Raw genomic sequence first — 6723 nt, forward strand, 5'->3', positions numbered from 1 at the left:
TGCTCCGGGATCGTCGGCGGATCGGGAGGGAGCAGCGTGCCGACCGCCTCTTGGCGTTCACTTCCCACCCACTTGGTGCCGACTTGGCGGGTGCCCGCAGTCCGCCCGGCCCCCACTGTCGCCGTCGCTCGGCCGGCCCTCGTGCCACACCCCCTCTGAGCAGGGGCGTTTACCTTCTGTCCAGCGGGCGTCCCAGCCATCTCCGGTAGATTCACGGGCGTGTTGCAGATACGAGCGCTGGGTCCCCTGGAAGCCGGGACGAAGGGTACGGCCGTCCCCTTGGGAGCCCCGCGGCAGCGTGCCGTGCTGGCCCGGCTGCTGGTCGCCCGCGGCGCCGTGGTCTCGGTCGACCGGCTTGCCGAGGACCTGTGGCGCGGCACCCCGCCCGCCAAGGCCCTCGTCTCCCTGCACACCTACGTGTCCAACCTGCGCCGACTGCTGGAACCGGAGCGACCGCCCCGCGCCCCCGCGTGCCTGCTCGTCACCTCCGTGCCGGGGTACGCGCTGCGGCTGCCGGGTGAAGCGGTGGACGCCTGGCACTTCGAGGGGCTGCTGGAGCAGGCCCGGAAGGTTCCGGCACCGCAGGCGCGGGAACTGCTGGCCGACGCATTGGCCTGCTGGCGGGGGCCGGCGTTCCAGGAACACGCCGACGAAGACTGGGCCGCACCGGAAGCGGCCCGGCTGACCGGGCTGTTGGCGGACGCCCGTGAGCTCGCTGCGGCAGCCGACCTGCGTACCGGGTCCCCCGCCGAGGCGGCACGGGCGGCCGCCGACCTGGTGGCGGCGCAGCCGCTGCGGGAGGAAGGGTGGCGGTTGCTCGCGCTCGCCCATTGGGCCTGCGGGCGGCAGGCGGACGCATTGACCGCGCTGCGCCGGGCCGGGGCCGTCATCCGGGAGGAACTGGGCTGCGATCCCTCTCCCGTGCTGGGCAGCGTCGAGCGGGCCATCCTGGAACAGCGCCTGGACGTCCTGCGCGCCGAGACGTCAACGGCCCCCGGAACGTCCGTCCCGTCCTCGGCGTCAGGTCCGGTCGCCTTGAACGGCGCCCACGCCGGCGGAGCGCAGGCGCCGACGCCCGGCGCGGACGCCGGGAGGCCCGGCGCGGACACGGGGAGGCCCGGCGCGGACACGGGGAGGCCCGGCGCGGACACGGGGAGGCCCGGCGCCGACGCGGGGAGGCCCGGCGCCGACGCGGGGAGGCTGTTCCTCGGCCGGGAGGAGGAACTGCGCACCGCCGAGGCCGCCGCGCGCGCCGCGCGGGCGGGCGGGGGCGTGATGCTGGTCACCGGAGAGGCCGGCGCCGGCAAATCGGCCTTCCTCAGCCGGCTCGCCGACCGGCTGGCGAGCGACGGCTGGACGGTGGTGGTGGGGCGCTGCCCCGCACACGAGGGGGCGCCGCCCGCCTGGGCCTGGGTCGAGGCGCTGGGCGCGCTCGCCCGCCGGGCCGAGCCCGCGGCCCCGGCCGAGCTGGCCGTCCTGCTGCACGAGCCGGCGGCAGCGCCCGCCGCCACCCGCGACGAAGCCACGGCCGGCCGCTTCCGCATGCACCGGGCGTTCACCGCCTGGCTGTCCGCCGCGGCTGCCGAGCGGCCGCTCGCCGTGCTGCTGGAGGACCTCCACCGGGCCGACGCGGAGACACTGGCGCTGCTGGAGGCAGCGGGCGCAGCCGTGGGCGTGCCCCTGCTCACCGTCGCCTGCTACCGGCCGTCGGAGGTGGGCGACCGGCTGGCGAAGACGCTCGCCCAGCTCGCCCCGCGCCCGCCGCACCGGATCGCGCTGGGCGGGCTGCCGGCCGACGCCGTGGCCACCGTCGTCACCACGGTGTGCGGTACCGCGGTGGCCCCGGCCACCCTGGCCGCGATCGCCGCGCGTACCGGAGGCAACCCGTTCTACGTGTGGGAGAGCGCACGGCTCCTGGCCGGCGAAGGCGAACTCGTCGCCCTCTCGGAAGTCCCCCAAGGCGTCCGGGACGTCCTGCGTCGCCGGCTGGCGCTGCTGCCGGACGCCGCGCTCGCAGCCATGCGCCTGGTGTCCGTCATGGGCGCGGAAGCCGACGTGGCGCTGCTGGTGGAGGCGGCCGACGCGGAGGAGGAGACGGTCCTGGCAGGACTCGACGCCGCGCTCGCGGCCGACCTGCTCACCGAACCGGGTCCGGGCAGGGTCGGTTTCGTGCACGCCTTGGTACGGGACACGGTCTACACCGGTCTGACCGGCGTGCGCCGGGCCCGGCTGCACGACCGCGTCGCCGCGGTCCTGCGCCGCCATCGCCCCGACGACCTGGCGGCGCTGGCCCACCACTTCGCCCGCTCCGGCCGTACCGCCAACGCGCCGCTGGCCGTGGACTACGCCCTGCGCGCGGCCGAGCTGGCCGAGCGGAGATACGCGCACGACGTTGCCGTCGGCCTGCTCACGCAGGCCATCGACGTGCACGCGGCGGCCGCCACCGACCCGCACGCGGCACCGGACGCGACCGTCGGCCTGCTGGTCCGCCTGCTCGGCGCCCAGATCCGCGCAGGCGCCACCGACGCGGCCCGGCACACCCGCCGGCGCGCCGTGGAACTGGCGGTGCGGGCCCGGCGCGACGACCTGGTAGCCGCCGTCTACGGAGCCTGGACCGAGCCCTCCCCCTGGCGCAGCCGGCTGGAAGGACTCTTCGACCGGACGGCGCTGGCCAGGCTGGAGCGGCTGGCCGGGGACCGCTCGCTCGACGAGGAGACCCGGGCCAGGGTCCTCCAGGTGCTGGCGGACGCCGTGGCCGGCGAAGACGCCACGCGCGCCCGGGCAGCGGCCGACGCGCAGCTGGCGCTGGCCCGCGCCTCCGGGGAGCCGAAACTGCTGGCCGCCGCCCTGATGACCTCCGCCAGACTGCTTCCCCTCGAACACCACGCTCGGGAACGGGACCCCCTCGTCGCCCGACTGCGCCTCCTGGCCTGCGAGCACGACCTGCCCGCGTACCGGTGGGTGTGCGAGCACCTCGACGCCATGACGGCCGCCAGCCGCAACGACCCGGCGGGCGTCAACCGGCACACCAGCGAGGGACTGCACCTCGCCGACCGGTACGAGATGCTGTGGGCGCGCGGCATCAACGCCACCACCCAGGCCATGCTCGCCGCGATCACGGGGCGGTTCACCGAGGCGGAGGAACGCTACGCCCAGGCCGACGAGCTGTTCAGCCGGGTGGGAGCGCACCACGCGAACGGGCCGCGCACGCTGGGCCTGTGGACGATCCGGTTCACCCAGGGGCGGACGGCGGACATCGAGCGGAGCATCCGCGAGGTTCACGAGGCGGTCGGCGCCCCGGTGGCCGTGGCACACGCCCTCGTTCTGGCCCGTCAGGGGAGGCTGGACGAGGCACGGGCGATCTCCCTCCCCACCGCGCCGGTGACAGACCACCTGTACGGCATCGAACTGGACTACCGGAGCGAACTGGCGGTCCTGTGCGGGGACTTGTCCGCAGCCGGGCTGCTGGTCCGGCATCTGCTCCCGCTCCGGGACCAGTTCGGGGGCGCGGCGGGCGCCGCCTACGCCTCCCGGCCGCTGGCCCACCCGCTGGGAGATCTGTACCGGCTGCTCGGTGAGGAGGCGGCGGCGGCCGAGGCGTACGCCCGCGCCGAGCGCGTCGCGCTGGCCTGGCACGCCCCGCACCACGCGGCAGCCGCCCGCCGCGCCGCTGCGGAACTGGCGACGTCACTCGGCCGCCACCGCACGTTCGCGTTCTGAGCGGAAGCACCGGCTCGCGAAGCTGGTGGACGTGGTCCGGGAGCGGGGTGGGAACGGGCCCGGGCGGTGGTGGGGCGGTGTCTGTCGCCGGCGGACCGGTTGTCCGCCATCGCAGGGCCGGCAGCCCAGGCGCCGGCGGATGCCGCGGGTGAGGTCGAGGGCTCGGGAACGGGACGACCCGGCGCCCCGAGACCGGCGGCCGGGGGAAGGTCGCGGCGGGTGCGTGCGTTATGCGTGTGATCTTGGAAAGCCGTGACCATCGAGGAGGACGCAATGATCCGCCTGTCTGCCCAGCCCATGACGTGGGTGGCCGCCGGGGACAGCATCACCCAGGCCGTACTGCACACCCACGGCGCACGCGGCTGGGTGGAGCACCTGCAGGAACGCATCAGGTGGGAGCTGGACCGCCTGACCGACATCGTCGTCAACAGCGGTGTGTCCGGCTGGCGTGCCGTGGACGTGCTCGGCTCGTACGACCACCTCATCGGCCGCTTCGCGCCCGACGTCCTTTCCCTCTCGCTCGGCACCAACGATGCGCGGGCCGGTCTGGCGGGGCTGCCGGAGTTCCGCGACGCCATGCGACGGATCATCGACCGGTCGGGAGCGCAGACCCAGACCGTCCTGCACACGCCGGTGCTGGTCAGCGTGGCCGGCCGGGAGGCTCGGGGCCGGCTCCCGGCGTACGCACAGGCCGTACGCGAGATCGCCGAGGAGACCGGGTCCCTGCTGGTCGACCACGAGGCCCACTGGCGCGCGCACTTCGGCGACGCCGATCCCATCTCCTGGCTCGACGACCCGGCCCACCCCAACGCCGCCGGCCACCTCCAGATGGCCGAACACACCCTGCGGGCCCTGGGCCTGGGGCCCATGACGCCCCGCTACTGAGCCACGCCGCCCCGGAGCTGTCAGCCGCGCCCTCCTTGCCCGCCGAACCATGGGGCGTGCACGGTCACGCCGGGCCCGGATGGACGAGGTGGCGGGCCGTCCCGTCCACGTGGGGGCGCTCAGTCGGCGGCAGCGTCCCTCAGCCTCTGACCAGACAGAAGGGATGCCCGGCCGGATCGGTGAGGACCCGCCACCTGTCCTCGTTCGGCTGATGGTCAGGTTTGCCCGCTCCCAGCTCAAGCAGCCGGCTCTCCGCTTCGTCCAGGTCATCGACCGCGAAGTCGAGGTGCGACTGCTGAGGAACGGTTTGGTCGGGCCAGCGGGGAGGCCGGTAGCCGTCGACTCGCTGGAATCCGATGAAGAGTCCGCCCTCGCCGTTGAGACCGGCGAAGTCGGCGTCGGATTTCGGGTGGGGTTCGAGGCCGGTGGCCTGCTGGTAGAACGCCGCCAGAGCCAGCGGATCAGAGCAGTCGAGCGTGATCGCGCACAGCTTCATCTGCAGGGACATGGCACCTCCGGGCCGATCAGTGGACGTCCGCGATGCACACCATAGAGGCGGTCCGCCGTTCTATCTCCAATCCGTGTTGTTCGTAGAATGGGCAAGTGGAGGACATCGACGCGATTGCGGCCCTGCAGGATCCGGTGCGGCGCCGCCTGTACGAGTACGTGGCGGCGCAGGGCCGCGAGGTCGGCCGCAACGAGGCGGCCGAGGCGGCCGGGGTGGCGCGCACGCTCGCCGCGCACCATCTGGACCGGCTGGTCGAAGCCGGCCTGCTGGAGAGTGGCAGCCGCCGCCTGACCGGCCGCTCGGGGCCGGGGGCGGGCCGCCCCGCCAAGGTGTACACGCGGACGCGAACCGAGCACTCGGTCTCACTCCCCGCCCGCGACTACCGCACGGCCGCCGAACTGCTCGCCGAGGCCGCCGAGGAGGCCGGGCTGGACGACGGGCTCCGCGCCGCCGCCCGGCGCCGGGGGGAGTCCCTGCGCGGTTCGGCCGCCCCCTGCGCAGGACTCGACCAGGCGATCGAGATGCTGGCGGCCCGCGGGTACGAACCCCGTCTGGAAGGCGTCCAGGGGGAGACCGAGGGAGCCGCACGCGTCGTCCGCATGCGCAACTGCCCCTTCCACGTGGTCGCCGAACGCTTCCCACCGCTCGTCTGCGGCATGAACCTCGCCCTGCTCGAAGGGTTGTTGGGCACGGACAGCCCCGTCCGCGCACGCATGGACGCCCGGCCGGGCGACTGCTGCGTCGTGGTCGAGTCTACTAAAAACAATAATGATTGACATAGAAAAGAGGGGCGTGCTGGGATGAGGCCATGACCCCATCCGCGCCCGCCGCCCACCTCGCCCAGTTCAACGTCGCCACGCTCCTCCACCCCCTCGACGACCCGCGCGTCGCGCCGTTTGTCGAGCTGCTCGACCCGGTCAACGCCTCCGCCGACGCCGCGCCCGGCTTCGTGTGGAGGCTCGCCGAGGAAGGCGCGGCCGACGCCACAGGTCTGCGCCCCGCTGGTGAGAACGTGATCGTCACCATGTCGGTGTGGGAAACCCGGGAAGCCCTGTGGGACTTCACCTACCGCAGCGGCCACCTTGAGGCCATGCAGCGGCGCCGCGAATGGTTCGAACGGCACGTCCGGGCGCACCTGGTGCTCTGGTGGGTCCCCGCCGGTCACCTCCCCACCGTCGACGAGGGCATGGAGCGGCTGGCGGACCTGCGGGCCCACGGGCCGTCCCCGCGTGCGTTCACCTTCGCCTCCCCCTACACCGCGGCCGAGGCCTCCGGGCACCTCCCGGCCGTGCCGGCCCCGCAGCCTGAAGCGGTCAACTGACCCGTGGGGCAGGATGACCGCGCACGCCGCAGCCGGCCCCACCGCGTGTCGCATGCGGCTACCAGCGATACCAGCGGCCGCCACCGCCCTGGGGACGGGCGACGAAACCGACCAGCCACAGCACCAGCACCGCGACGGCGACCCACCAGAGGACCTTCACCGCGAAACCGGCACCGAAGAGGATCAGCGCGAGCAGGAGAACGAGAAGCAGGGGAACCATGATTATCAACCTCCGAGCCGTCGTCTGCCCGGCCCCCCGCCGCCCATGCACGCGAACTCCACGCGAACT

At 74.2% G+C, this 6723-nt stretch carries 6 protein-coding genes; 4 read left to right on the forward strand and 2 right to left on the reverse strand.

Annotated features, from left to right (window positions below; genetic code table 11):
* Positions 1-219: 219 nt before the first annotated feature.
* Both WDV06_RS06905 and WDV06_RS06910 read left to right on the forward strand, forming a co-directional pair.
* Positions 220-3720: a BTAD domain-containing putative transcriptional regulator gene (locus WDV06_RS06905; protein WP_395508749.1), complete on the forward strand. Its 3501-nt coding sequence runs from the start codon at positions 220-222 to the stop codon at positions 3718-3720.
* A gap of 273 nt (positions 3721-3993) precedes the next feature.
* Entirely contained in the window at positions 3994-4605 is a 612-nt protein-coding gene (locus WDV06_RS06910; RefSeq protein ID WP_395508750.1) for an SGNH/GDSL hydrolase family protein, read from the forward strand.
* A gap of 139 nt (positions 4606-4744) precedes the next feature.
* Here WDV06_RS06910 and WDV06_RS06915 read toward each other — a convergent pair whose 3' ends face one another.
* Positions 4745-5113, reverse strand: coding sequence for a VOC family protein (locus tag WDV06_RS06915; RefSeq protein WP_395508751.1), 369 nt, complete (start codon positions 5111-5113; stop codon positions 4745-4747).
* Between the two features lie 95 nt (positions 5114-5208).
* Between WDV06_RS06915 and WDV06_RS06920 the strand changes: the two genes are divergently transcribed.
* Entirely contained in the window at positions 5209-5889 is a 681-nt protein-coding gene (locus WDV06_RS06920) for a helix-turn-helix transcriptional regulator (protein WP_395508752.1), read from the forward strand.
* A gap of 32 nt (positions 5890-5921) precedes the next feature.
* Positions 5922-6434, forward strand: a complete 513-nt coding sequence (locus WDV06_RS06925) for a DUF3291 domain-containing protein (protein WP_395508753.1) — start codon at positions 5922-5924, stop codon at positions 6432-6434.
* A gap of 58 nt (positions 6435-6492) precedes the next feature.
* Here the strand turns inward: WDV06_RS06925 and WDV06_RS06930 are convergent, their stop codons facing one another.
* Positions 6493-6654 carry a hydrophobic protein gene (locus tag WDV06_RS06930; protein WP_395508754.1) on the reverse strand — a complete coding sequence of 54 codons (162 nt, stop codon included), beginning with the start codon at positions 6652-6654 and terminating at the stop codon, positions 6493-6495.
* Positions 6655-6723: the final 69 nt, after the last annotated feature.

The sequence above is a fragment of the Streptomyces racemochromogenes genome (assembly GCF_044129415.1).
In the GTDB taxonomy this organism is placed as follows: Bacteria; Actinomycetota; Actinomycetes; order Streptomycetales; family Streptomycetaceae; genus Streptomyces; species Streptomyces racemochromogenes_A.

Excerpts from the sequence above, each read along its gene's own strand:
- WDV06_RS06910 (WP_395508750.1), top strand. The coding sequence starts at position 3,994 with ATGATCCGCCTGTCTGCCCAGCCCATGACGTGGGTGGCCGCCGGGGAC.
- WDV06_RS06915 (WP_395508751.1), bottom strand. The coding sequence starts at position 5,113 with ATGTCCCTGCAGATGAAGCTGTGCGCGATCACGCTCGACTGCTCTGAT.
- WDV06_RS06925 (WP_395508753.1), top strand. The coding sequence starts at position 5,922 with ATGACCCCATCCGCGCCCGCCGCCCACCTCGCCCAGTTCAACGTCGCC.
- WDV06_RS06930 (WP_395508754.1), bottom strand. The coding sequence starts at position 6,654 with ATGGTTCCCCTGCTTCTCGTTCTCCTGCTCGCGCTGATCCTCTTCGGT.